Annotated in this window: 18 protein-coding genes and 1 tRNA gene; 5 read left to right on the forward strand and 14 right to left on the reverse strand. The window is 54.7% G+C overall.

Annotated features, from left to right (window positions below; genetic code table 11):
• Positions 1-4: 4 nt before the first annotated feature.
• From BIND_RS13490 to BIND_RS13505, 3 genes are all read right to left on the reverse strand, one after another.
• Positions 5-991 (reverse strand): AAA family ATPase, encoded by a 987-nt coding sequence (locus BIND_RS13490; protein WP_012385600.1) that lies wholly within the window; start codon positions 989-991, stop codon positions 5-7.
• A gap of 224 nt (positions 992-1,215) precedes the next feature.
• Complete coding sequence (locus BIND_RS13495) at positions 1,216-1,638, reverse strand: hypothetical protein (protein ID WP_041778104.1); 423 nt, start codon at positions 1,636-1,638, stop codon at positions 1,216-1,218.
• A gap of 775 nt (positions 1,639-2,413) precedes the next feature.
• A tRNA-Met gene (locus BIND_RS13505) sits at positions 2,414-2,490 on the reverse strand.
• A gap of 276 nt (positions 2,491-2,766) precedes the next feature.
• On the opposite strand from BIND_RS13505, the gene BIND_RS13510 reads away from it, so the two are divergent.
• Positions 2,767-5,340 (forward strand): heavy metal translocating P-type ATPase, encoded by a 2,574-nt coding sequence (locus BIND_RS13510; RefSeq protein WP_012385602.1) that lies wholly within the window; start codon positions 2,767-2,769, stop codon positions 5,338-5,340.
• A gap of 10 nt (positions 5,341-5,350) precedes the next feature.
• On the opposite strand, the gene BIND_RS13515 is transcribed toward BIND_RS13510, so the two are convergent.
• The 11 genes from BIND_RS13515 to BIND_RS13565 form a co-directional block, all read right to left on the reverse strand.
• Positions 5,351-5,902 carry an RBBP9/YdeN family alpha/beta hydrolase gene (locus BIND_RS13515; protein ID WP_012385603.1) on the reverse strand — a complete coding sequence of 184 codons (552 nt, stop codon included), beginning with the start codon at positions 5,900-5,902 and terminating at the stop codon, positions 5,351-5,353.
• 9 nt (positions 5,903-5,911) lie between these two features.
• Positions 5,912-6,556 (reverse strand): hypothetical protein, encoded by a 645-nt coding sequence (locus BIND_RS13520; protein ID WP_012385604.1) that lies wholly within the window; start codon positions 6,554-6,556, stop codon positions 5,912-5,914.
• Positions 6,557-6,613: 57 nt separating this feature from the next.
• Entirely contained in the window at positions 6,614-7,921 is a 1,308-nt protein-coding gene (gene purB, locus BIND_RS13525) for an adenylosuccinate lyase (protein WP_012385605.1), read from the reverse strand.
• 187 nt (positions 7,922-8,108) lie between these two features.
• On the reverse strand, positions 8,109-9,137 hold the full coding sequence (locus tag BIND_RS13530) for a P1 family peptidase (RefSeq protein WP_012385606.1): 1,029 nt from the start codon (positions 9,135-9,137) through the stop codon (positions 8,109-8,111).
• A gap of 162 nt (positions 9,138-9,299) precedes the next feature.
• Positions 9,300-9,833 (reverse strand): transglycosylase SLT domain-containing protein, encoded by a 534-nt coding sequence (locus BIND_RS13535; RefSeq protein ID WP_012385607.1) that lies wholly within the window; start codon positions 9,831-9,833, stop codon positions 9,300-9,302.
• A complete protein-coding gene (fliK, locus tag BIND_RS13540; RefSeq protein ID WP_012385608.1) occupies positions 9,817-11,526 on the reverse strand; it encodes a flagellar hook-length control protein FliK in 1,710 nt (569 codons plus the stop codon). Before fliK ends, BIND_RS13535 begins: the two co-directional genes overlap by 17 nt.
• Positions 11,523-12,719 (reverse strand): hypothetical protein, encoded by a 1,197-nt coding sequence (locus tag BIND_RS13545; protein ID WP_158304393.1) that lies wholly within the window; start codon positions 12,717-12,719, stop codon positions 11,523-11,525. The genes fliK and BIND_RS13545 overlap by 4 nt, the downstream gene beginning before the upstream one ends.
• Before the next feature lie 62 nt (positions 12,720-12,781).
• Positions 12,782-14,071: a MotB family protein gene (locus BIND_RS13550; RefSeq protein WP_081433774.1), complete on the reverse strand. Its 1,290-nt coding sequence runs from the start codon at positions 14,069-14,071 to the stop codon at positions 12,782-12,784.
• Positions 14,035-14,667, reverse strand: coding sequence for a hypothetical protein (locus BIND_RS13555; RefSeq protein WP_012385611.1), 633 nt, complete (start codon positions 14,665-14,667; stop codon positions 14,035-14,037). Before BIND_RS13555 ends, BIND_RS13550 begins: the two co-directional genes overlap by 37 nt.
• Entirely contained in the window at positions 14,664-16,307 is a 1,644-nt protein-coding gene (gene fliF / locus BIND_RS13560) for a flagellar basal-body MS-ring/collar protein FliF (RefSeq protein ID WP_012385612.1), read from the reverse strand. The genes BIND_RS13555 and fliF overlap by 4 nt, the downstream gene beginning before the upstream one ends.
• A gap of 161 nt (positions 16,308-16,468) precedes the next feature.
• Positions 16,469-17,500 (reverse strand): flagellin N-terminal helical domain-containing protein, encoded by a 1,032-nt coding sequence (locus BIND_RS13565; RefSeq protein WP_244395896.1) that lies wholly within the window; start codon positions 17,498-17,500, stop codon positions 16,469-16,471.
• Between the two features lie 530 nt (positions 17,501-18,030).
• Between BIND_RS13565 and BIND_RS13570 the strand changes: the two genes are divergently transcribed.
• The 4 genes from BIND_RS13570 to BIND_RS13585 all read left to right on the forward strand — a co-directional run bounded on the left by BIND_RS13570 (position 18,031) and on the right by BIND_RS13585 (position 24,372).
• On the forward strand, positions 18,031-19,266 hold the full coding sequence (locus BIND_RS13570) for a rhodanese-like domain-containing protein (protein ID WP_012385614.1): 1,236 nt from the start codon (positions 18,031-18,033) through the stop codon (positions 19,264-19,266).
• Between the two features lie 73 nt (positions 19,267-19,339).
• Positions 19,340-20,428 carry an LLM class flavin-dependent oxidoreductase gene (locus BIND_RS13575; RefSeq protein ID WP_012385615.1) on the forward strand — a complete coding sequence of 363 codons (1,089 nt, stop codon included), beginning with the start codon at positions 19,340-19,342 and terminating at the stop codon, positions 20,426-20,428.
• Positions 20,429-20,481: 53 nt separating this feature from the next.
• Entirely contained in the window at positions 20,482-21,261 is a 780-nt protein-coding gene (locus BIND_RS13580; protein ID WP_012385616.1) for a class II aldolase/adducin family protein, read from the forward strand.
• Positions 21,262-22,080: 819 nt separating this feature from the next.
• Positions 22,081-24,372 (forward strand): FAD-dependent oxidoreductase, encoded by a 2,292-nt coding sequence (locus BIND_RS13585; protein ID WP_012385617.1) that lies wholly within the window; start codon positions 22,081-22,083, stop codon positions 24,370-24,372.
• Positions 24,373-24,584 lie beyond the last annotated feature (212 nt).

The raw sequence follows: 24,584 nt of genomic DNA on the forward strand, positions 1-24,584 counted from the left end.
CGCGTCAGCTCGCTAATGTCGCTCTTCGGCGTTCCGCAATTGCCTCGCTGAGGGCCTTCGACGTAATCCGTTTAGCGTTGCTCAAAATGATGGATTTCGCGGCATCCTCTGCCGCACGCACAACTTCGGCTTGCGGTAAGCCTGTCGCCTGCTCCGCTGCCTCCCCCCAATTCAGCCCACGAGTATCGAAACGACCGAGACGCGCACGAAGCAACCGCTCGATCAGCGCGGCATCGGGAAGAGTGTATTCGAGAACGTCGTCGAAACGTCGAAACAGGGCTTGGTCTAGCAATTCAGGATGATTTGTCGCTGCGACAACAAGGCCATGACTTTCATCTTGCTCTAAAAACTGGAGAAATGAGTTCAACACACGACGGATTTCACCGACATCTTGACGTTCGCTTCGACGGGCACCAATCGCGTCAAACTCATCAAAAAAATAGACGCCACGAGTAGCTGCCATCCCGTCGAACACGAGGCGTAATTTTGCTGCCGTCTCTCCCATAAATTTGGTGATCAGACCATCAAGCACCACGCTGAAGAGAGGGAGTTTGAGCTCCCCTGCTAACGCTGCTGCGGTCATGGTCTTACCAGAGCCTGGAGGTCCTACCAGCAGTAGTTTTCGTCGGGGCTTTAGGCCGTAGTCACGGAGATGATCTTGTTGGCGCTGCTCGAGGAGCACACGCTCCAGCCTAGTCTGAAGGTCTGGTGGCAGGATCATGTCTCCAAGGCGGGTATCGGGATATTGTGCGCTTAAGAGGCTGGCGAGTTCACCCTTTGGCTGCGCGAGTGGAATTGGGCCACCAGGACGAATAATGGAAGCTGGCTTCACCTTTGCTGCATCGACCAGATCACGCAGCTCCTGGGCTAATTTGCCATGACCTTGGCGGGCCTCGTGCGCGGCAAGCTGCATCGCAGTGGAGAGGAAACGATCCTCATCCCCAGCAATATGGCTTTTAAGCAGCGTCACGATGTGGCGTGCGGTCGTCATCCTCTTTCCTGCGCAGAACGGAATTTACTGATGGCCGGCTCCCTTATGATCAACATCAACTTTAGATATTGGGCTTGGATCGCACAACAATGTCTTTCGTCTTTTCAAGACGGTGCGAAGAGCCGAAAGCCGATATGATGTGCTTTTCCGCGATGGAAAGCTCGCTCGTCGCAAGGTTTGAGAAGCATGGCTTCCACAATTCGGTTCAGAGTTTTCCATTCCGGCTAATTTGGAGTTGATGATTGAATAGGATGCGTTTCGATCGCTTGAAGAGTCCGACTAGGAATCGCTGGCGGCGACGAGGAAAGCGCGGCCGCCTTTGGCTGCGGGCATGATGAAGCCTGAGATGGATAATGTTTTCTGGTAGAGATGCCAGTTGCTGCGAAGCGCTTGTCGTCCTCGATGTCGCGGCAAACACGCAGCCACATGCGCCGAAGTGGTTTCGCCGAAAGTTTCTGACCTCGCGCTCCCACGATGCCTGCTTCCGTCAGGATCTCGGCAACCACTCTCCAGGCCGGTTGATTTTTGTTAAAGGCCGCGTTGAGAGGCTCATGATGCTTGCGCAGCCAACGATAAGTATCAGAGCAGCGACCAAAGCTCTGCTCTTTGAGACGGGATAGAAAAATGGTGATTGAATCTTCGCTCATGGAAGGATCGTGACACGGGTTCACGATAAAAAGGACACCTAAACAAATCACATTCCCGTGAAAATCTGATCTGCGCCGGAACCATCATAGGACCATGTCAGGGCGATCTTGGAACCATGTTGAGGATGTGTCAGTGACGTCTCACATCCATGTGGGAACCATGTCGAGGACGTCTCGGAACCATCAAAAAGCATAAATTTGGGGTACACACCAATGCACCCCTGGTGCGGGTTCCGGACAGGCGGGAGAAGAGAAATGCTTTTACAAGCAGACAATGGAATGCCACAAATTTAGGCAAATAGAGAAAGAGGACGCAGCGATCGTCACTGCTGCACAATAGTTTTGGTGATTCGACCGCTGTTTGGCACGCATCTGATAAGGCTGTCCCAAGCCCCCGCCCTGCACCATGCAAGATCGGCTGGCGGACGCCAGCTCCCGCTGCTCAGCTTTGCCGCTTGGGACACCATGATCCGGAAGGTCGAGACGTCGAGGGCCACGCCATTGTTCATCCATTTTCATCTGTTTGCCGACAGAAAGTCCGGTCTTCCTAAATGGCCGAGCCACAATTGCGAGCCATCGCAATCTCAGCAGTGTACTGTGATGCTCTGATTCAAGCAGGATCGTCAGAACTTGTTTCATGTCGCAAACCATGTCACGTCGAGGCGCCGCGACAAATTGAAAGCCATTTAAAATCAATGATCCTATGCCGAACAATTCGCAACACGAAAAAGCCGCCCGGAGGCGGCTAAATCGGAAAATTATTGAATAATTTCAATGGTAGCGGAGGAGGGACTCGAACCCCCGACACAAGGATTATGATTCCTCTGCTCTAGCCGGCTGAGCTACTCCGCCCCGCTGCTCAAGGCGCGTGGAGATATAGGGCGCGGCTTTCCCCAGTGTCAAGACCGCCTGTTCCCCTTACCGCGACAAGTTTGTTCCCGTGGCTTGCTTGCGGCATCTCGTCTCCTTGAGAACTGAAAAACCATTTCTTGCGGTCTCGCTCTTTGTTTTTCATGATGGAGCTATAAATTTCAGGGTGATGATCGATATCCCGTGCCTGACCTGAGAGCACCGACGGCGATGCTCTCAGGTCAGGCTCCTCCCGAAACTTTCTCGAGGAAAGCCGCCATGAATCTTGCCACGACAGAATCTTCCCCACCTCTCAGCCTCGCCATCAAAGGCATGCATTGCGCCTCTTGTGTCGGGCGGGTCGAAAAGGCCATTTTGCTCGTGCCGGGCGTCAAAACCGCTTCCGTCAATCTGGCCACCGAACGGGCCGAGATCCGCTTCGACGCCACGCCCAATCTGGCCCCCGTCGTCGAGGCCATCAAAACCGCGGGCTATGAGCCGGTGATGGAAACGGCCGAATTCACTGTGGACAAGCTCAACTGCGCCTCCTGCGTGAATCGGGCAGAAAAAGCCTTCATGAGCGTGCCCGGCGTCCTGGAAGCCCATGTCAACCTCGCGACCAAGACAGCAGTCGCGACTTTTGCCACCGGCACGACGGATGTCGCCGAGCTCGAGGAAGCCGTCACCAAGGCCGGCTATCCGACACATGAGCGGCGCGACGAAGGTGAATCGGAAAACCTTTCAGGCTCCGAGAACGGCGCGCAGCATCACAAGCACGAAGACCCCTCGGAAACGCAGGTTCTGTTCCGCGATTTCACGATTGCCGGGGTTTTGACTCTGCCAGTCTTTATTCTGGAAATGGGCTCGCATTTGAGCCACGCCTTCGCGCATGGGATCATGGACACAATTGGCCTCTTCCCAAGCCATGTTCTGTCCTTCGCTCTCACCAGCCTGGTCCTTGCCTGGCCTGGACGGCGTTTCTTCGTCCAGGGCGTGCCAAGCCTGTTGCACGGCGCTCCGGATATGAACAGTCTAGTGGTGCTCGGCACCAGCGCGGCATTCTTTTATTCGACCCTTGTCACCTTTTTGCCGAATCTGTTTCCGGAGGCATCCCGGCAGGTCTATTTTGAATCCGCCGCCATCATCGTGACCTTGATCCTGCTCGGCCGAGCGCTCGAGGCCCAGGCACGTGGCAAGACGGGGGCGGCGATTCAGCATCTTCTCGGTCTCAAGGCCCATCAGGCACGGGTCCTGCGCCATGGCGAGCCCGTTGATGTCGAGATCGGCCGCATTAAGACCGGCGACATTGTCGTGGTTCGCCCTGGTGAGAAAATTCCTCTCGACGGGACGGTGATCGAAGGTACATCCTTCGTCAACGAAGCCATGCTGACAGGCGAGGCCGCTCCGGTCCTGAAAGCCAGCGACGCCGAAGTCGTCGGCGGCACAGTCAATCTGGACGGCGGTTTCCAGTTCCGCGTCACCCGCACCGGCAAGGATACTGTGCTCGCCCAGATCATCCGCATGGTGGAGCAGGCGCAAGGCGCGAAATTGCCGATTCAGGCATTGGCCGACAGGATCACCGCATGGTTCGTACCCGCTGTCCTCGGTTTGGCTGTACTCACCTTCCTGTTTTGGTTCTGGCTTGGGCCGCAACCGGCTCTAAGCTTTGCTTTGATCCAGACCGTCAGCGTTCTCATTATCGCCTGCCCCTGCGCCATGGGGCTTGCCACACCGGTCTCGGTCATGGTCGGCACTGGGCGCGCTGCAGAACTCGGCATTCTATTTCGCAAGGGCGCCGCGCTTCAGAGCCTCGCGGAAGTCGATACATTCGCTTTTGACAAGACCGGTACCTTGACCAAAGGTCAGCCTGTTCTGACAGATTTCGTGGTCCTCCCATCCTTCTCGCGCGATACAATATTGAGTCTCATCGCCAGCGTGGAAACTCGTTCGGAGCATCCGATCGGCAAGGCCATTGTGCAAGCCGCGAAACAGGACGGCCTGGCGACGAAACCCGTCGAACATTTCTCCGCCGAGGCTGGCTTCGGTATCGAGGCCAAAATCGAGGGCCAGCGCGTGACGATCGGCTCCGATCGCCTGATGGCGAAACAAGGGATCGATGTCAGCCCCTTAGCCAAGGAGGCGGCTGCTCTTGCCAATGAGGCCAAATCCCCCCTCTATGGTGCCATCGATGGCAAGCTTGCCATCCTTCTCGCCGTGGCTGACCCTATCGCGCCCGCTGCGGCCGAAGCCATTGCCGCTTTACACAAGGAGCAGCGCCAAACGGTCATGGTGACGGGCGACCGCCGCGAAACCGCCGAAGCCATTGCCAAAAGCGTGAAAATCGATCGTGCCATTGCCGAGACTCTGCCGCAGGGCAAGCGTGACGTTGTGGAAGAGCTCAAACGCGGGGGGCATAAAGTCGCCTTTATCGGCGATGGCATCAATGACGCGCCAGCACTCGCCGCGGCTGATGTCGGCCTTGCCATAGGCTCCGGGACCGACGTTGCTATCGAATCCGCCGATGTCGTATTGATCCGACGTCAACTTACGACGGTTGCCGATGCCTTGGCGATCAGCCAGGCGACCATGCGCAACATCAAACAGAATCTGTTCTGGGCTTTTGCCTATAATGTAGTTCTGATCCCGGTCGCAGCAGGTGTATTTTACCCGCTTTTTGGGCTCCTGCTCTCGCCCATGCTGGCCGCTGGAGCCATGGCTTTTTCCTCGGTTTTCGTCGTGACCAATGCCTTGCGGCTACGCCAGTTTATTCCTGCCGCGCAAACAGCCACACCCGCGGAAGGCGCCTCGCACACCGGCGTTGCCCCGCTCACAGCGCAGGCCAAGGGTCTATGATGGCTGTCGTCTACAGCCCCTTCAAAAATCCGGCAAAGCGCATCAAACCCTCCGGCCAGGGGCCATGCCCGCTTTCAATATTGATGTGACCGGATTGACCAGCATCGGCGAGCGTGGCGCCAAGTTTCATCGCCAGGGCTTCGCTGTCCTCGAACGTGGCATAGGAATCATTGCGGCTGGCGATCACCAGCGAAGGAAAGGGCAAGGGCGTCTCGATCTCATGCGCGAAAGCGGAATCGATCGCGGCAATATCCCTGATTGCGGCGGCTGAAGGCGGCGCAACGAGAAACGCGCCCTTGACCTTGCTCGCGTCGATCAAGGGTGCGGCATGGACGACGGCAAGCACCCCAAGACTATGGGCGATGAAAATGACTGGCAGTTCGGCCCGCGCGACATCAGCGGCGATGCGCGCCGTCCAAGCTTCGCGCGAGGGATTGAGCCAATCATCCTGAAGCACACGGCGGGCCGTCGGCAGTTTTTCGTTCCAACGGCTCTGCCAGTGATCATCTCCCGAGCCCCCGAGACCGGGGACAATAAGGATTTCCGCTTCGGATGTACGCATACGGGTCACTCACGCAGGCACGGAACAGGAACGCAAGGCATCGGCGAGTTCGCCAAGGAAGGTCTCATAGAGAGCCGCCTCCCGAGGCAACAACAAGGCCGCACGTTCCGTAAAATCCGGATCCTTGGATCTCATGGAAGCCTCGACATCGGCGAGATGACGGCCCTCCTCAAGCAGCAAGCCCTCGAGCTTCGCAACAATTTCCTGTTGCGGCAGCAAAGCCTTGTAGGTGTTATAAACGTCCAGGGCACGCTTTTCGATGAGCCAGGTCACATAGAGATAAGTGAGCCGGCCACGTTCAGCCTCGGGAGCGCTGGCGAATTGCGCTTCGCAAGTCCTGTCAAGCGTCTGAATATAGGCTTCCGCAGCTTCCGAACAGAGCATGGTTTCCGGCTCGTAGGAATCGAAAGCCGGTCCCGCAAGCTTGATCGCGAGTTTCTTGAGTCCCAAGGCATGACGGCCTTCCTCCATCGCATGGGCGAGGATCTGCGCCGTCATATGTTCCGCCTGCTGGCTTTTCACGATTTTGCGAAAACCGATATATTCCATGAAAGAAAATGTATTGAGCCAGCGGGCATGCAAGTGAGGATCGGCGACGACTGTCGCGATCAGAGCATCAAGCTGAACCTGTTCCGACATCAGACTCTCGTTCATGGAAACCTCATTGACCGATGATTGTGTACCGATGATTGTGCAGCCGCAGTGGCGGCGTCAGGATTCACCAAAGACACGATCGAAGATGACATCGACATTCTTGAAGTGATAGCCGAGATCGAACAATTCCTCGAGTTCGGCCGGGCTCAACACTTTTGCTATATCCGCATCCGCCTTCAGGAGCGGCAGAAACTCACCCTCCCCTCGCCAGACAGGCATGGCATTGCGCTGGACATAAGCATAGGCATCCTCCCGGCTGATGCCCTTCTGGGTCAAGGCGAGCAGAACCCGCTGTGAATGGACAAGGCCACCCAACCGGTCGAGATTCTTTTGCATATTAGCGGGATAGATCAACAATTTATCAATAAGACCAGTCAGCCGCACCAAGGCAAAATCCAGGGTGATCGTGGCATCGGGGCCGATCATGCGTTCGACCGAAGAATGCGAAATATCCCGCTCATGCCAGAGCGCGACATTCTCCATGGCCGGGACCGCCATGCCGCGCACAAGCCGGGCAAGGCCCGTGACATTCTCGCTCAAGACAGGATTACGCTTATGCGGCATGGCCGAGGAGCCCTTCTGGCCTTCCGAGAAATATTCCTCGGCCTCGAGCACTTCGGTGCGCTGTAAATGCCGGACCTCGACCGCAAGTCTTTCCATGGACGAAGCGATGACACCCAGTGTCGCGAAAAACATCGCATGGCGATCGCGCGGAATCACCTGCGTCGAAACAGGCTCGACCGCGAGGCCGAGCTTTTGAGCGACATAGGTTTCCACACGCGGATCAATATTGGCGAATGTGCCGACGGCGCCGGAGATGGCACAGGTCGCAATCTCCTTGCGCGCATAAACGAGACGTTCCCGCGCCCGAGAAAATTCGGCATAGGCCTGAGCGAGCTTGAGACCAAAGGTCACCGGTTCGGCATGAATTCCATGCGAGCGGCCGATCGTCGGCGTCATTTTGTGCTCGAAGGCACGCCGCTTCAACGCGGCCAGCAAACCATCAAGATCAGCAAGAAGAAGATCCGACGCACGGGAGAGCTGCACCGCCAGACACGTATCGAGCACATCCGAGGATGTCATGCCCTGATGCACGAAACGCGCGTCGGCGCCGATGAATTCGGCAAGATGCGTCAAAAAGGCGATGACATCGTGCTTGGTGATTTTTTCAATTTCATCGATCCGTTCGACATCGAATTCGACATCTTTCGCCTTCTCCCAGATCGCCTTGGCGGATTCCTTGGGGATGATCCCGATCTCGGCCATGGCCTCACAAGCATAGGCTTCGATCTCGAACCAAATGCGGAAACGCGTACGCGGCTCCCAGATGGCTACCATTTCGGGACGGGCATAACGCGGAATCATCGTAAGCTCATTTAACGGTGGCCGGAAACAGGCCGACGGGGGAAGGGAAAACTCTAGCCTGGTGATGGAATGCATTTTCCTGACACGAAGGGCATTCGCTTCGCTGGAAATGCTCGAGAGCATCTCTTTAAATCGGAATCAGGCGGCCTGCTCCAGCTTTCTCTAAACTAGGGCGTCATTCGATGAATTAAGCTAGGCTGCCGCGCCTGTCCAGAGTGTCAAATCTGTCGCGCCAACTGGGCAAGGCACCCGGAAAAGGCAAGGCTGTCGCTTCATAAATGGCGCGAGCAATGGCGCGGGCCAGGCAATCAGCGGCGAGCGCACCTATTTCCGTCAATTCTCGCGGACTGGGAGACTGGCGCGCGGTACTAGTTGCAGCGGCGAACACTAAATCACCGTCCATGGCCGCATGGGCTGGGCGTAGAGCCCGCGCCATGCCGTCATGCGCCATGACGGCCACATGTTTCGCCTCGGCCTTGGTCAGATCGGCATCCGTCGCAACAATGGCAATCGTGGTGTTCTGTCCGATGGAAGCGGCCGCACCATCGCCTTTGAGGCGGATCGCCAAAGCTTCGGGCGGCAAGGAAGACGGAAAGCCCAGCCCGCCAAACTCCCTCCCCTGCTCGTAAGGCGCCGCCCAGAAATGCGGCCCACCGCCAATCGTCGCGGTTCCCAACGCATTAACCGCCACGAGAGCCCCGACATGAAAACCAGCGGATGTCAGAACACTTGCCGAGCCGAGTCCTCCTTTGAGATCGGCGGTCGTCGCCCCATAACCCGCGCCCACACTGCCAAGACCAAAGTCGGCTGCGGCACGCTCACAGCAAAGCCGTCCTAAATACCAATAGAATGGCTCCTCACCCCAATCCTTATCCCCACCATTCAAGAGATCGAAAAGAATCGCTCCTGGGACAATCGGCACCAGAACATTGCCGACCGCATAGCCACGCCCACGGGAACGGAGCCATGCCTGCACGCCCCCCATCGCATCAAGACCGAAGGCTGAACCGCCCGAAAGGACCAAGGCATCGACCCTCTGAACAGTCCGTTCCGGTTCAAGAAGAGCGGTATCACGCACGCCTGGCGCCCCACCATGGACCGCGAGGGAAGCACGCGCGGGCGCTTCGAAAATGACAGCGGAGACACCGGACGCACGTTGCTCATCATGACAATGGCCAACCAAGAGCCCCGGTACATCGGTGATGAGATTACGCATACGCAAACGCCCTTTGGAAGCTCTTCCGAAATGGAAACCCCTGCCGTACACGATGTACGCTTATTTCCAGTAGGAAATGGAGCAGAACCAATTCATATCATGTATTGACCCGCTCCTCAAATCGGAACAAGAGAAACTCTTGGTGAGCATGTCTGTGCAAAATCAATGACAGAAGTTCCTGGCATTCATTGTCCAGGCTCCAAAACCCGTTGCAACCATATTCGTGATCACGCTACACACATAGCGTTTCTGAGCCGCATTATTATCTGGTCCTGCATGATACCGCGCAGCGGCTAATGTCCAGCTTCCTTCCCTAGCTTTAAGATCGCGCAAGAAACGCGCAGCATAATCGACATTTTGATGGGGATCGAACATCGCCTCCACACTCGAAAAATTGCGTCCGTGGAAATAATAATTAATCTGCATGCAACCGATATCAATCAATTTCGCGCCTGTCCTTCGGGCTGTCGAAAAACGCGTGAGCGCTTCCTGCAAGGTCGCGGCAAAATACGACGGTCCTTCTATGTTCAAGGCGTAAGGTTGCAATGAACCTTTCCGCCCCGTTTCCGTAAGCCCAACGGCATAAAGCACCGGCAAAGGAACATTATATTTATGCGACGCCCAAGACATTTCCTTTTCGCAAAGATGCGTTGATACAATTTCCGCTTTTACGATTTCGTTAGAGGTAAAGACCATCAGTCCGGCGAGGAGCCAGTGTAGTCTCATTTCCTTCCATATTCTTCTGCTTATCGCCCGCTTTCCTCGACTCGCGGTGTTCGGAAGGCTGCCCTCCTTTTGCGAAAGGACTCGCATTGGAACCAAAGGCTTGCTCCCCTCCAAAAGCCGCTCCATGATTGGAATGATATGCGCCATTATCCGTCATCGAACCCGTGGAAGAACCATTCGGAAAAGACTCGTGTAGTTTAATATTCACTGTATCGAGCGTATATCCCGTCGCGGCCAGTCGTTCCGTAAGAGCATCCTTGTCTCGATCAATCATTCGAACCGTCTCCGAGGAAGAAAGGTTCATTTCCAGGTGTAAATTCGAGCCGGAGAGACGAAGCTTAATATTGACGGAACCAAGACCTTCGGGAACAAGATTGAAATTCAAGACCGTCAATTTTTGCGTGGCTTTTTGGCTTTGAATCACATCAACATTTCCGCTCGATATGTTCTTTGAATTTTGAGGGGAAGAGATATTATTGTCCGTATTGTCAGATGCCGCACCTGTAACCAGAAGTCCCTGAGATATATCTGGAGAATGAGTAGGGGCAAGACTATCCACGACCTTGTCTATGATTTGATGAACAGCTGAAGGTTCTGGGCTTGGAGAAAAATGCGTCTCTTTGCTTAGGGTACCGACGATCGAAGCAACAGAATTGCTACCCAATGACGATAATTCGTGCCCGGCATGCGAGGACACATTCGTTCCGATTTCATCGATTCCTGTTTGTATCTCATGCCCAGCCGTCGTCATTGTTGCTTCACGCGATAAACCATTTGCTTCCGTGACAGAGGTTAAAGGTTGTCCCCCAGATAGAACGGGAGCAGGGCCAATGAACGAAGGCATTCCCATCAGCTGATCTGAAGATTGTGTTTTCTGCTCCAACGGACTCCGCCGCTTGAGTGTCTTCGAGTCAGCTTCATTAATAAGGATGCCAGATGTCAGAACACCTTCGGGCAATAGACTCTTATCGATGATGGGACTTGTCGTGTCCGCCACAAAGGCTTTCGAAACATCTTTTGTATCACGATCGGCCAAAGATTTTTTGTCTATTTTGCCGGCCAGCCGGGGCGCAAGCGTAAGGTCCTTTTTATCCTTCGTGGAATTCGTTGGGATCTTTGGATGTCCACCATCAGTTATTTCGTTCGAATCTTTCATAATCGTTCCGAACGTATTAAGCTGCCGGTGCGTCAAGTCATGAGTACGATCATGAGAAGAATAATCTGCAAGAGACTGATTTTCAGCCTCTGTTTGAACAGAAGCTTGCACCTGTGCCTTTATGACGTCTGATGATACATCAGATGTAAAAGGTAATTGATCCAAACTCGAGGAAAGCTTTTCCTGTATGAGAGAAGGACCTTGCTCTGGCACAGCGGCAGCTCCCACTGACTGAGTGTTTCCGGCTTTCGGCGTCAGAGCATCATCATTTTGACTGGAATATGAAGTCATCATATTCCGCTGCAAAGATCTGACACCAGATGGCGAAGGACTCTTACCGGCATTCTCCGTTGAGGTAGAATCCGACACCCCCGAAAGAACAGAAGCAAATTCATGACCTTGCTGCGCTGGATTCTTTTGAGCATCGCTATTTGCGTAACTCGCTTTAACGTCGGTTTCCGATCTGATAAACGTAAAGCTCCGGCGCACTCCATCAGCGGAATTCATAAATTCTCTCCCCGCAACACCCTATCGGTCGCTTCGATCGATCTTGTTGCTAATTCTCCAAGATCCTGGATGTCATCATGATCGACCAAGCTAGCGTCAGGCTGAGCATGTGCATGCTGCGCCGAATGAGATTCATGATCCAATGACTGAATCGCCCCACCAATCTCCAGGATTGTATGCGCCAGGCTGATATCCAAAGCCGTGAGGTTCGATTCATCCAATTGCGAGATGGTGTTCAAACCTTTTTCCGCATGGCCTGCCAGGAAGTCCACCGAAGCCTGATATAATTTGTATTGATCCGGAGTACTCGATGTCTCACGCGTGAGAGCGGACGCTTTGGCAAGCACGAAGGAAGCCACTGGAAGTCGTCCATTGATCAAACTCTTATAAGCAATGGCTAAATAAATTCGTGCTTGTTCCCCTGGTTTCATCTCGGCGATAAGATCGTCCAGTTTGGCGACTTGCTCGACATTATCGGCCAGACCTAAATGGATAATGGCAGCTGAAAAATGCTTGTAGAAGTTATCGAAGTAAACAGAATTGTGGAAGCGACGAATATATTGACGTGACAGAAATACAAATTTCGAAAGCTTATTGGCGCTATCAGCGAGAAAGATTTCCCGCCGCAAAGCTGCTTCTTCTATCAATGTTCCGGGAGCGAGAATACGTGCCGTATCCAGATAAGAGATAGCCTTGGCAGGATCACTTTCTGCAACCAGAAGAGCCTTGATCAAAGCGACATGCGCGCCCAGCAGAGCCGACAAGGTTTGTGGATCAACCGTCGCCAATAGATTTTCGGCCCTCGTTTTATGACCCGTGATATAGGCATAAACAGCCTCAAGGAGATTTCTTTGCTCCGAGGGTAATGTGTCGATCTCGAGAATTTTCTTGGCGACCCGCGATTGTCCCCCACTCAGGAGATAAGTGATCAAAGCTTCGATATTTTTAGGATCTTTCCAAACATCAGGGTTTTGCGCCAATAAATGATCGGCCATTTGGCTCATAATTTTGGGCATTGCCGTTTCTACCGGCTTTTTTCCGCTTACGACTTGATCCTGCAAGGTCATGATCGAACGAACGATTTCCACAGGTGACCTCTCTGGATGCGGAACGATATTCAGCGGAACGACAGTCCCGGATCCAGACTGCTCCGCCGAGGGACTCGCGGAAGCTGAATTCCACGATTGCGCCATGCTTCCCTCACACAGAGAACAGAACGATAAGACCATTGCGAGGAGGTTGGTAACCTGTCGTCTCATGGCTTTTCCTTCCGCACCAAAATCTCGATCCGGCGATTGACCGAGGCGTTAGGATCTTCGCTATTTTTCAAATGTCGATCCGCATAGCCCTCGATATGCTCAACCCGCTTAGGATCGAGGCCCCCGCGAATCAGCATGTATTGCGCCATGAGCGCGCGCGACGTCGACAAGCGCCAATTGTCGTAGACACCATCCTTATAGGGGCGCCCATCCGTATATCCTCTGATGATGACATTGCCCGTATGCGACTTCAGGATGCCAGCGACTTTTTCCATAATCTGGACGGTCTGCTTCTGCGGCTCCGAAGATCCCACCGCAAACATTGAATAAGTGACATCATCGGTAAGATTCAAAAGGACTCCTTCACTGGTGCTTTCCACTTCAATAATGGGAGTCGATGGAGCCGCTGATATCTTTTTCTGCACACTGTTCAGTTCGCTTTTTATGCGGTTGAGTTCAGCAACCAGTTCCTTGCTATCCTCCTTAGGTGTTACGGAAAGCTGTGAGGATGTTTCCCCATTCTGCAATTGGCCTTTCTTCTCTTCCCCGCCTCGTCCATTCATCTTATTCAGACGTTCACTGGTCACGGACGAAGATGACGCCGAATGAACAGGTGCGGCATTGGCTGAGGCATGATCGACCGTCACGCCGCTCATACCCGTCGTCTTCACATCGGCAGGATCCGTTTCGTCTGAGGCAAAAGGAGCAGGCATCAAAGGCGCGAAAGGATCGCGGTAAACATCAGCGCCTTTATTCTCTACTTCCGCATCACTGGCCTGGAGATCGCTTGCCGGGGCTTTCAGCGGCGGGTTTAGTGTCTTGTCAGCGATTTCGGCAAGAACTGCATAGGGATCTCTGAACAGGACATCTTCGGAATATTTTGCCAATTTCGATTGCGGCAGCTGCGCCGTGTCAGGCTTGTCCGGAGATGAGCCTTCATTTTTTTCCTTTTCCGCCTCGGTAGACGATTTGGTCTTCGCTTCGCCGGCTTTCACTTCCTTCTCGGAGGGATTGCGGAAACCCTTTTGCATCGGCGTCATATCAACGAGCTTGATCGGATTGAAATAACGGGCGATTGACGTCTTGGTTTTCTCATTCGCGGAATTGATCAACCATAAGACAAGGAACAGAGCCATCAAAGCGGTCATGAAATCGGCGAAGGCAATTTTCCATGCACCTCCATGATGCCCCCCCTCATGAGACACACGGCGCTTGATAATGACAATTTCATTATGATTTTCCGACATGTTCAATGCTCCAATGCATCTTCCAGGCATGAAATCCATGCGTGGATTTGTGTTTGGACTTCGGTTTTACCGGCAGTGATCCTGACTTCGTCAATATTTGTAGGATCAGTGTCTATCCGCTGCACCGGCATTGGTAAGTCTTTTGTCAGCACGTCGAGAATGTCTTTTGGCCCGCTCATGACGATCAACTGCTTGTTATTGTCTTGATACAAAGAGTCGATGATGCGCCTCAATTCAGAAAGAGCGTGATGCCGAATTTGATGTTCAAGGAAGGGTTTCAGAACATGCTCTACGCTATCGACGATATTGTTCTCAACGAGGTTCATCGCTGACAAAAACTCGTCTTTTAGAGAACGTGCAATTTGCTCCAACCAAAGAGTCTTGGCCTCACCAAAACGACGGTCGAATTCCTGCCGCTCTTGTGCAAGCCGAGCTTCCCCTTGTTTCAAGCCTTCCGTTAGTCCCGCCGCTTGTCCTTCTTCTCGCGCCGCGAGAAGTTTTGCGGAAAGATCATCCTCCCGCTCAATGTCTATATTCACGTCATGCTCCAGCACGCCAGCGGAGCCGCCACTATTATTTTTTATTTCAAGCGCGTTAAAGTCTCGGAGGAATTCACTGACGGGCCGCGTATTCATACTTCTTCCCCTTGGTGAATCCACTGCTTTAAGACAGCGGCCGCTTGCTGCTCGTCATACTCGACGATCTGTTCGAGCCGCTTCTGAGGTGTGTGTCTTGGCGTACTGGTCAAATCCTCGATAAGATTGGGTTCAGAAGGCGGCGACCAGACAGGCAAGGCCGGCGGTGCGTCATCATCCTCCAAGGCTTGGAATTCTTCCTCATCTCTCAGATCGATCGCTGTCGCGGTGCTTCGTGTATTCGCCAGAATGGCCTTGGTTGCCGGACGCAAGCCGAACCAGATGAGGAGGATCGCCACAACGAGGATCGTGGCCGCGTTGACGAGATTGGTGGACTGACGCAGGAACATTTCACCGATGGATGGCGGCGGCTGCGGCTCGAGTTCATGACTTGGATCGATAAAGTCCACAGCCGAAATTTTGACGATGTCTCCTCGCTCCTTATGAGCACCCGCCGCTGATGCGACCAACATCTCAATTTCGTTCATCTGCTTGGCTAACGCGTCCGGCGTGGGCTTTTCACCCAGGGAGGAGATCAAGCTCGCGCGATTGACAAGGACCGCCACGGACAGATTGTCGATTCCATAGCCGCCGCTGACGGTATTGACCACTTTTGAAGAGATTTCATAATTGGTCAGTTCATCCCGTTTCTGGCTTTCCTCAGTCGATTGCTTGCCATCATCGGACCGTGCATTTTCCTGAGGAAGATTGCGTTCGACCGATGTCGGGGATTGGACCGTGGAGTTCTGTGAATTCTGATTCTGCCTTGTGACGTGAATGGAACGTTCGACCTTCGAATCGGGATTGTAGATCGTTTCATTCGTCTGTCGCTTATCGGTGTTGAGACGAGCCGCGACGCTGATCTGGAAATTGCGTAGACCCAAATAAGGCGTCAGAGTCTTTCTGATATTATCAATGATTTCCCGAGAGACCGCCTTTTCGAGCATGATCATGCCGCTGGGAGCGCCATCGACTGTATCGGCTCCAGATGCGAGCAGCACACCCTCCGTATTCAGAACCGTGACCTCTTCAACCGTCATGCCCGGGACGGCGGATGCGACAAGATGACGAATCGCCTTTGCCGCACTCGGATCATCGTTCGACTCCATTCGTACGACGACCGAAGCTGAGGGAGGTTGACGTGTCCGGCGAAAAGAGCCTTCATCCGGCATGACGATATGAACGCGCGCCGCTTTCACGCCATGCATGAGCTGGATCGTCCGGGCCAATTCCCCTTCGAGGGCGCGCACACGGGTCACTTCCTGCATGAACGACGTCAGTCCCAAAGATCCGAGCTTGTCGAACAGTTCATTGCCAGCGTTCGGGCTATTGGGCAGACCTTTTTCCGCTAGGAGCATGCGCGCTCTCGCCGTTTCCCCGAAGCGAACCAGCACGCTATTGCCGTCAGCATTGACATCAAAAGGAATATCCGCCTCCTTGAGAGCGGAAGCGATCCGGCTGACGTCCTGCCTGTCCAGGCCAGAATAGAGGACCTCGAGCGCCGGCCGACTCAGGAAATATCCGGCTAATCCCGTCATTGCGAAAACAGAAACGCCGACGACCGCAAGCGTGATCAGACGCTTCGTGCCAAGCTTCAGCAAATTCGCCCAGAGACGCTCGATTTGTTCTCGAACGGTCATGTGCCCCCTCAATCCTCTATGGATAAAACTTGACTGAAGATGCAGGGTGAAGCTTGCCTGAATATGATCATGAAAAAGGCCGCGCTCTGAAGAGCGCGGCCTTTTTCATGAAGACATCGAAACCAGACGGCCCGCTGGGGCCGTCTGGTCTTACGAAGGGATTACTGGAACAGGCGCAGGATCAACTGGGTGTTCGAATTGGCGATGCTCAGAGCCTGGATACCCAATTGCTGCTGAACCTGGAGGGCCGCAAGCTTGGTCGAGGCTTCGTTCATATTGGCGTCAACGAGGGCACCAACACCAGACGTCAGCGAATCACTCAGATTGGAAATGAAGTTCGCCTGGACATTGATGTTGTTGGTCGTCGCGCCCAAGTAGCTACCAGCCGCGGTGACTTTGTCGATCGCCGACCCGACATCTTTCAAGATATTGGCGATATCACCGGCGGTCGCCGAGCTGATATCGAAGTTCAAAACCGACCCACCGGTGTAATTGGCACCAGCCTTGTCGAGAATGCCGACGGCGCCGCTGCTTGTGGCTGCATAGACACCATTTGCATCTGTGGTGAACAGAAGCGTATTGCTCGTGTCGATATTCAGGCTGCTAACGCCGTTGGTCGAATCATAGGAAGCAACAAACGACTGCGTGCTTGCGGCAGAGGCCGCAAGGAGATTGATGCCGTTGAACGTCGAAGACTGGCCGATGCTGATCAGCAGCTTCTGCTGCGTACCGATATCGTCCTGAATTTTCTGCTTATCAGCACCAGGGTTGGAGGCCTGCACAAGGTCCCGCTGGATCACCTGAAGAACGGAAACGGAATTGATCACGCCGTTGTTCATGGTCGAAACCAACTGGGCGCTGCCGGCAAGGGCGTCGGAGACAGCACCAAGCGCACCGACAGTCGACTTCATCTTGGTCGCGATCGACCAATAGGAGGCACCATCCGCCGCGCTGGAAATACGCTGGCCGGTTGAAATCTCACTTTGTGTTTTTTGCAAGGACTGCTGGGTCTGGCTGAGAACCTGCAGAGCCGTCATGGAGGAAGTATTGGTCAGAAGGCTAGACATTGTATGCCCCAAAAAATGATTTGAAAAAGAGGTGGGGACATACCGGATTTTCGCCGGTACAACAGAGCGGCCTGATGCCATTGGATCCAAACCAGGACCCAATCTGTCATGCATCTTGTCTAACAAGAGAAGCTTGCGCCGAGCTTAAATCAATAACTCGCATTCGAAGCATTTGGCATTTTCAGAAAAACGCCCTCACACAATCAGCGCGATCATCAGCATAGTTTTGGCGCTTCGCGGTCTGGGCAAGAACCGGCCACCGCAGTTCATGTGCGGGAGATTCCGGCCCATACTCCGAGGCGACGCTCGCTATGAGTCATACCCACGTCACAAGAATGCTTTCGCGTCCCGGACTGTTCTTCGCTCAGAGGGATCAAAGCTCCAGCATTTTGATTCTCCTTTTGAAATTATAAAGTTGCGATGCATGAGGAAATATTAATAATTTTTATAGACAAACTCATTTGAAGTTCTGTACGTTCTGCGCTTCCCTACTCTTAGTCATCATGGTCCAGCGGGAAACATCATCCGCCGTAGAGGCTCGCCTCACGCCGACCGACCAATATCCCTGTCGAAAACAGAACCATTGAAGGAACGCATTTTCTTGACGCACAGCACACCGGCTTCGCTCAAAAATGCTCTGTGAATCAGGCCCAGGTATGACGACCATTGACGCCCGCTCTATCCGCCATGCTCTTTTGACTCGCAATGAGATCACGATCATCGATCCGCGCGACGAGCATAGTTTCGCGCAAGGACACCCCTTGTTCGCCGCCCAGATTCCCCTGGAACGGATCGCCATAGAGGCGCCGACGCGGTTGCCGCGGCTTGATGCTCTTCTGGTCATTTATGATCAGGGAGAAGGGCTGGCGGAAAAGGCCGCCTCCGTCTTCAAAGGCTTGGGATACAGCGACGTGCGCCTTCTCGAGGGCGGCCTGCAGGCTTGGCGCGACGCCGGCTATGAATTGTTTCAGGACGTCAACAGCGCCTCCAAGGCCTTCGGTGAATTGGTGGAACAGCGGCGGCATACACCGTCTCTGCCGGCCCAGGAGGTCAAAGCCTTGATCGACGAGGGCGCCGATGTCGTCGTCCTCGACGCCCGCCGGTTCGATGAATATCGCACCATGAGCATACCGACGGGCACCAGCGTGCCCGGAGCCGAACTTGTATTGCGGGCTGGCGCCCTCGCACCCGATCCACAAACGACGATCATCGTCAATTGCGCGGGGCGGACCCGCAGCATCATCGGCACGCAATCCCTGATCAATGCCGGTCTCCCTAATCCGGTGCGCGCACTCCGCAATGGCACTATCGGCTGGACCTTGGCCGGTCAATCGCTCGAAACGGGACAACAACGCCGCGCGCCCGCCGTTGAGGGCGATGCGGCGACACAAGCACGGTCCCGCACGCACGAGGTCGCCTATCGCGCTGGCGTCAAATGGATCGATTCCACGGATCTCGCCGCATTGGCCGAGGAGCCAGGACGCACACTCTATCGTTTCGATGTGCGCCTGCCGGAGGATTATGCTCTCGGACATATCCCTGGTTTTCTCAATGCTCAGGGCGGCCAGCTCGTTCAGGAAACGGATCATTTCGCGCCGGTGCGCGGCGCGAGGATCGTTCTCGCCGACGATCTCGGCGCGAGGGCCGAGATGACGGCCTCCTGGCTCGCCCAGATGGGGTGGGAGGTCTATGTCCTCTCCCCCGGCTATTCCGGCGAACTGGAACAAGGCCAAGGTGTGGCGCCTCCGCCGCGCGGTCCTGAGGGCCGCTACAAACGACCCTATGAAGGAACCGACAACAAAACCGAAGCCATGCAGGCTTATCTCGATTGGGAATTCGGCCTGATTGCGCAGCTCCAGCGCGACGCGACGCATGGCTTTTTCGTCATCTGATTTTTCACAAGTGATTTTTCTCAAGGCGAGATGCCGCGACAAGCTTCACAGTAAAGACCGAGGAGAACGATCCATGGGCGTCAAGTTCATCGGCTATATTGGTTTCAACAATACATCAGAGCTGCACAATGGCGTGCGGCATCGGATCCTCGACCGCGATTATGTCAATGCAGCTGCCAAGGCACAGGAGGCCGGCGGCTTCGACCGGGTGCTGATCCCCTTCGGCTCAAATACCCCTGAGAGCCAGATCGTCGCCGCTCATGCGGCCGCCATCACGACCACGCTCGGCTTTCTCGTTGCGCATCGTCCCGGCTTCACCCAGCCGACGCTCGCCGCGCGTCAACTCGCGACGCTAGATCAGCTTTCGAACGGCCGCGTCGCCGTCCATATCATCACGGGCGGCGCCGATGACGAAATGGCGCGCGACGGCGATGTCGGCACCACCAAGGCTGAACGTTATGCCCGCACCGACGAATATCTTACCGTCTTGAAGGAAGAATGGAACGCGACACAGCCGTTCGATCATAGCGGCCGCTTCTATCAGGTCCGCGGAGCTCTCAGCGCCATCCATCCAACCAATCTACCCATCTTTTTCGGCGGCACTTCGGCCGAAGCCATCGATGTCGCGGGCCGTCATGCCGAAGTTTATGCGACCTGGGGCGAGACGCTTGAAGCCACGAGAGAAATCGTGGCTAGGGTCAAAGCTTCCGCCGCGCGTTACGGCCGCGAGGTCGGCTTTTCCCTATCGTTGCGTCCAGTCATTGCGGAAACGGAAGAAAAGGCCTGGCGCCGCGCCGACGACATCGTCGCGCAGGTCCGCGCCAATCGCGAAGCCTTGGGCCTGCCCATCAGCGGGCATCAGCCACCGAATGACGGCTCACGTCGCCTTCTGGAGACCGCCAGCAGAGCGCGACAGGATACGCGGCTCTGGACTGGCGTCGCACAATTGACCGGTGCCCAAGGCAATTCGACGGGTCTCGTCGGAACGCCGGAACAAGTCGCTCACGCCCTGCTCGACTATTACGATATTGGAATCGATCATTTCCTGATCCGCGGGTTCGAACCGCTCGACGATGCGATCGCCTATGGCCGCGATCTTATCCCGCTCGTCCGCGAATTGGTGGCGGAGCGCGACAGCCGTCGTTTGGCCGTGGCGAGCTGAAACAGCCGATCCCAATCTATTTTAGCATCTCGCCGCGAGAGGAAAAGCAGCCCATGAATCAGATCATTCGCAACGAGAAATTCCAGTTGCGTGCCGAACCGCCGCGCGCGACCTTCGAGGAAGAAAGACTCTATCGCAAACGCCGGCTGGCGGCCTCGTACCGGATCTTCGCCCTCAAGGGCTATGATCTCGGGCTCGCCGGCCACATTACCGCGCGCGATCCCGAATTTACCGATCGCTTCTGGGTCGCCCCGCTTGGTCCATGGTTTGGGCATATTCGCGTCTCCGATCTGGTGCAGGTCGATCATGGGGGCAATATTCTCGTCGGCGAGGGTCCGATCAATCAGGCCGGTTTCGCGATCCATTCGGAAATTCACAAAGCGCATCCCGATATTATCTCGGCGGCGCATTCCCATTCCGTTTACGGCAAGGCCTGGTCCACCTTGGGCCGTCTGCTCGATCCGATCAGTCAAGACAGTTGCTTCTTTTACGACAATCACGTGCTGTTCGACGATTTCACCGGCATTGTGCTCGACACATCGGAAGGTGCGCGCATTGCTGCGGCCCTCGGGGATAAACGCGCCGCCATTCTCCAAAATCACGGAATTCTCACCGTCGGCAAAAGCGTGGAAAGCGCGGTGGCGAGCTATATCGCCCTCGAAAATGCCTGCGAGACACAACTCCTCGCCGAAGCCGCGGGAACGATCAAGCCGATCAGGCCCGAAGTCGCCCGCCACACATCGGAGCAAATGCGCGGGGTCGATCCAGGCGCCTTCGGCTTTCGCCCCCTTTGGGAACGCATCCTTCGCGAGCAACCCGATTTTCTTGAATAGAGATCCTCGATCTTTGATCGCTGAAAAAGGAACCCGGCAATGAGATCATTGCCGGGTTCCTTGCATTTTCCGATGCTCACACATTTCACACGGGCATTTGAAAACACATTCAGGCAAATAACAAAATTGTGTATTCGTTCCGACAGTAGCCCATTCATTGAGACAGCCCTGCAATGAAACGGGCGCGAATTTGCCCTGCCGCCGCATGGATCGGCTCGCGGAAAAGAGTGATATCCGTTTGAATCCCTTCGCAATCCAGAGCCGCTCCTTATCTTTTTTGCTTATCGCGGCTGGAGAACAGTCGTTAGGAGCGGGCGGACCAGGCGAGTGTCATTCCCCCCAATTTATATAGGCCGAACGTATAATGGTGGAGTTCAGGCCAATTCGTTAAACCGCCCCAACCTTGTAGCAGTGCTTGTATCAAGGACAGGCAAGGTGAGTAGATTAATAATATGCAAGTCCTGAACGAGGTATTCGGCGATCCCTAAAAGATCACAAGCCCTCGAGTCGCGAACTGTGTAAGTCCGCAAAATAGCCTCAATACCAACTCATACTTCTTCTACTCTCCTTTCGTGTCCAGAATCTCAAGCCACCGGCTAAAGAGAAAATATCCGTCGCGCCAATAATACCAAGCCCCTTGATTACGACCTGTCGTCGTCAATGAAGCGGCTTGAGGATCACCCCGCTGTCGTGGGAGCCAAGTCTTAAAGGTCTCACTCACCGGGACTTGGTTATAGAGCGATAACTTTCGATTTATACGCCATTCACAAAGGCACAGCACTTTGCAAATGGCGCTGATAAACGTGAAAAGGATTTCTCATGACGGTAAGAGAGATCGATTATCTTCTTCTTGGAGGAGGAGGCGCGGCGGCAAGCGCCGCCGCGACGCTCCGTTTGGAAGGTGCTACCGGCTCGATCATGATACTCTCGGCCGATGATCTGCTTCCCTATTACCGCCCCTCCCTCTCCAAACAATTTTTGCTGGGCCAATCATCCGAAAAACAGATTCTTCTCCATCCTCGGAATTTTTACGAAGAGAAGAATATCGAATTCGTCTTGGGGCGCGCAGTGACGGCCGTCGATTGCGCGCAAGGGCTTGTGCGAACGGCCGCAGGCGATGAAATTCGATATAGGCAATTATTGATCGCAACCGGCCTACGGCCAAAGCGCCTCGCCCTTCCAGGCACGGATCTTCCTGGCGTCCATTACCTGCGAAGCAAGACCGAGTGCGTGATAACCCGAGAGCAGATTGCCTCCGGTGCGAAACATGCCGTGGTCCTTGGCGCGAGCTTCCTCGGCATGGAAATCGCCATGACGCTCCTTGAGCTCGGCCTCCATGTCACACTCATCGAGTGTCATGATCTCGTGCTTCCCCATATCGAGTCGGAGAAAATCTCGAACCATTTCAAACTCCACGCCGAGGAGCGCGGCGCGCATATCTTACTGCGTGACACCATCACAGCGATCCACGGAACCAGCAAGATCCAGGAGGTAGAAACCCAATCGGGTGTCCGGTTGCCCTGCGATCTGCTGATGGTCAGTATTGGCGGGGAGCCCGCCACAGACTTTCTGGCGGGAAGCGGCATTGCGCTCGATGATGGCCTGGTCATCGTCGATGATCAACTCAGAACGAATGTTCAGAACGTCTACGCCGCCGGTGACGTGACAAGTTTTCATGATCCGGTCTTTGCGCAACGCCGCCATATCGAACATTGGGACAGTGCCATCAAGCAGGGGCGCCTCGCGGCCAGAAATATGCTCGGCCGCCGTATGCGTTATGATGAGGTGTCCTACTTCTTCTGTGATATCGGTGAAATCAGTTTCAGCATGCTGGGCGCGCCCGAAGAGGCTAACGAGCGGATCGCACGCGGCTCGCTGACGACCAAATCCATGGCCCTCTTTTACCTGAAGGATGATGTGGTCCGCGCGCTTTTTTCGGTGGGACGTCCGACCGAGGAGACGCGCAATGTTGAAGGCCTCATCCGCTACCGCGTCAATCTCCACGACATCAAAGACAGGCTTCACGACCCCGAAGCCCCCCTTGATCAGATTCCAACCCAGACGGTGCTCGTTCTTCAAGGCGGCGGAGCGCTCGGCGCGTTCGAATGCGGCGTGGTCAAGGCATTGGAGGAAGAGCGTATCTTTCCCGACATTGTCGCCGGCATTTCGATCGGTGCACTCAATGGGGCGATCGTGGCCAGCAATCCCCGCCATGCCACCGAGGCCCTGGAATCCTTCTGGAAGGATCTGCGGGTAACATCAGCATTTATGCTGGACGGTAAAACGACGAATGCGGCGACATCATTGGGAATTCTGATGTTCGGCGTGCCGAATTTCTTCCGTCCGCGCTGGCTGCCATCGTTTTCCAATCCTCTCCCCCTGCCAACTGACTGGACCAGTTTCTACGATGTCGCTCCGATGAGGAAACTCATCACCAAATATGTCGATTTCTCCGCCCTCAAAACCAGCCCGGTCCGCCTGCTAGTCGGTGCGGTCAATGTCGTGACCGCGGAACTGGAGGTTTTCGACAGCTATGTCGATGATATGACGCCGGACCATGTTTTGGCGAGTGGCAGCCTTCCACCCGGCTTTCCGTGGACCGAAATCAACGGCCAAGCCTATTGGGACGGTGGAGTGGTCAGCAATTCTCCGCTCGACATTGTCATGGAGCGTTGTGGGCCGGACGGCAAGCGCGTCTATATCGTCGATCTGTTCTCCGGACAGAGGCCACTTCCCACGAATTTGGTGGAGGTCATAGCAAGACGCGATGAGATCATCTACGCTGAGCGCGTGCGCAATGATATTCGTATGCGCGAATTGATCGATTCCTATCGTCAATTGGTCAATAATATCCTCGACCTCGTTGATCAGCAGGCCCAGGCTAAAATCAAGCAACGCCCACTCTATATCGAATTGATGGGAGATGGAGCCACAATGGATATCACGCGCTTCGTTCGCGCCGGACGAAAAGGTGAACCTTCCTCACGCGACTACGATTTTACCGATGTCTCGATCCGGACCAACCAGGCGGAAGGCTACGCACTGGTCAAGAACCAGCTTGAGGAAGCTAAGAGACCGTTGGACAAAAACCACGCCGAAATAGGGACTTAGTCGGCTAAAAAGCCCCGGACTGTAAATCAGGATGATTGCGTCAAGGAAAAAGCAGCCGCCTTTTCCGGGGCATGGGATACAGCGCGTTTGAGGAATATCGCGTCTCCGCGTTTGTTTCACTTTGCGTAATCGATTGCGATCGATCTTTCTTTCCCAAGATACTCACTCCTTCATCGATGGTCTTCTGACGGTAGCACATACATATTTATCAA

The organism is Beijerinckia indica subsp. indica ATCC 9039 (genome assembly GCF_000019845.1).
Lineage (GTDB): Bacteria > Pseudomonadota > Alphaproteobacteria > Rhizobiales > Beijerinckiaceae > Beijerinckia > Beijerinckia indica.

Coding starts and splice junctions, on each gene's coding strand:
- BIND_RS13510 (WP_012385602.1), top strand. CDS start 2,767: ATGAATCTTGCCACGACAGAATCTTCCCCACCTCTCAGCCTCGCCATC.
- BIND_RS13515 (WP_012385603.1), bottom strand. CDS start 5,902: ATGCGTACATCCGAAGCGGAAATCCTTATTGTCCCCGGTCTCGGGGGC.
- BIND_RS13490 (WP_012385600.1), bottom strand. CDS start 991: ATGACGACCGCACGCCACATCGTGACGCTGCTTAAAAGCCATATTGCT.
- BIND_RS13495 (WP_041778104.1), bottom strand. CDS start 1,638: ATGAGCGAAGATTCAATCACCATTTTTCTATCCCGTCTCAAAGAGCAG.
- BIND_RS13535 (WP_012385607.1), bottom strand. CDS start 9,833: ATGGTCTTTACCTCTAACGAAATCGTAAAAGCGGAAATTGTATCAACG.
- BIND_RS13585 (WP_012385617.1), top strand. CDS start 22,081: ATGACGGTAAGAGAGATCGATTATCTTCTTCTTGGAGGAGGAGGCGCG.
- BIND_RS13580 (WP_012385616.1), top strand. CDS start 20,482: ATGAATCAGATCATTCGCAACGAGAAATTCCAGTTGCGTGCCGAACCG.
- fliK (WP_012385608.1), bottom strand. CDS start 11,526: ATGAATTCCGCTGATGGAGTGCGCCGGAGCTTTACGTTTATCAGATCG.
- BIND_RS13520 (WP_012385604.1), bottom strand. CDS start 6,556: ATGAACGAGAGTCTGATGTCGGAACAGGTTCAGCTTGATGCTCTGATC.
- BIND_RS13545 (WP_158304393.1), bottom strand. CDS start 12,719: ATGGCGCAATCGTGGAATTCAGCTTCCGCGAGTCCCTCGGCGGAGCAG.
- BIND_RS13555 (WP_012385611.1), bottom strand. CDS start 14,667: ATGAATACGCGGCCCGTCAGTGAATTCCTCCGAGACTTTAACGCGCTT.
- purB (WP_012385605.1), bottom strand. CDS start 7,921: ATGATTCCGCGTTATGCCCGTCCCGAAATGGTAGCCATCTGGGAGCCG.
- BIND_RS13530 (WP_012385606.1), bottom strand. CDS start 9,137: ATGCGTAATCTCATCACCGATGTACCGGGGCTCTTGGTTGGCCATTGT.
- fliF (WP_012385612.1), bottom strand. CDS start 16,307: ATGACCGTTCGAGAACAAATCGAGCGTCTCTGGGCGAATTTGCTGAAG.
- BIND_RS13550 (WP_081433774.1), bottom strand. CDS start 14,071: ATGGATTTCATGCCTGGAAGATGCATTGGAGCATTGAACATGTCGGAA.
- BIND_RS13575 (WP_012385615.1), top strand. CDS start 19,340: ATGGGCGTCAAGTTCATCGGCTATATTGGTTTCAACAATACATCAGAG.
- BIND_RS13570 (WP_012385614.1), top strand. CDS start 18,031: ATGACGACCATTGACGCCCGCTCTATCCGCCATGCTCTTTTGACTCGC.